Source organism: Anaerotruncus sp. 1XD42-93 (genome assembly GCF_009917605.1).
Classification (GTDB): Bacteria; Bacillota; Clostridia; order Oscillospirales; family Ruminococcaceae; genus Anaerotruncus.
Genome location: NZ_QZEG01000193.1, coordinates 1 through 945, shown reverse-complemented (window position 1 = coordinate 945; position 945 = coordinate 1). Strand labels below are relative to the sequence as shown.

1 protein-coding gene is annotated in these 945 nt (G+C 40.7%); it reads right to left on the bottom strand.

What is annotated here, in order from left to right:
- Nucleotides 1–183: 183 nt before the first annotated feature.
- Complete coding sequence (locus tag D5269_RS17975; RefSeq protein WP_120487670.1) at nt 184–828, bottom strand: hypothetical protein; 645 nt, start codon at nt 826–828, stop codon at nt 184–186.
- Nucleotides 829–945 lie beyond the last annotated feature (117 nt).

The window sequence follows — 945 nt, the reverse complement described above, 5'->3', positions numbered from 1 at the left end:
TTTGCCGCCGCCTTGAATCCACAGCGTCTTCTTGATATCCTTTTTGGATAATTTCAAATGCTGTTGCCCTGAAAAAAGACGTGAATTGCAAGAGATAATGCGAAAAAAGTTTTAAAAATGTTAAGGTTTGTGAAAATTAGACAAAATGAAAGCAATGGCCATTGTAAAAAACGCAGAGAACCTTTAACTCTCTGCGTTTTCTTGCTCTTTAGAACTGTTTGAGCCGGAAAAACTTTGCGGAATTTCTAAATCAGATGAATTGAAGCCTTTTAACGGATCATAACTATAATCGGTTTCAGCTGGTGTGAATTCATAATCGTTAGGATCAAATAAATGCCAATCCTCATATTCAGCATTCTGGTTCCACTCTTCTTGGCTTTTCTCCAAAGCTTCGCGCAATTCCCCTGGATTATAAGAGGATTCTTGCGAACTGTTAGGGTCGCCAGCGTGAAAAGGATCTATCCAATCTACATCCGGTGCCGCATCCTGCCAGTTTTCAGAATCAAAAGGGTCTGTAAATTGGTATGGCGTCCCATCTGCATTAACTGCAATGTTGTAATCTTTAGTCATGTCTACCTCGGTATCCTGAATTAGATACTTCACGACTGGTACCCCTACAAAGGCACAAGCTGCAAGGAAAGCAAGACATAGCACTCCATCAACAAGAACTGCGGCCGCTCGAGAATCTCGCAATAACAATCGAAAAATAATTCGGATAATCCCAAAAATTAGAATAAGAAACACAAATGGAAGAATGACCTTTAAAAAATTCGGGAGAAAAACTTCTTTCAGTACCTGGTCGAAATCCAACCGCGGTAAGTCTGTCATATAGCACACCTCAAACTGTCATAAATTTTGCAGGTACTCCATGAAAAGATCGTTGGAGCACCGGAACCCCAGAATCTTTCGGGGATAGTTGTTTATCCAATCCTCGATCTGCTGCAC

Excerpts from the sequence above, each read along its gene's own strand:
- D5269_RS17975 (WP_120487670.1), bottom strand. The coding sequence starts at position 828 with ATGACAGACTTACCGCGGTTGGATTTCGACCAGGTACTGAAAGAAGTT.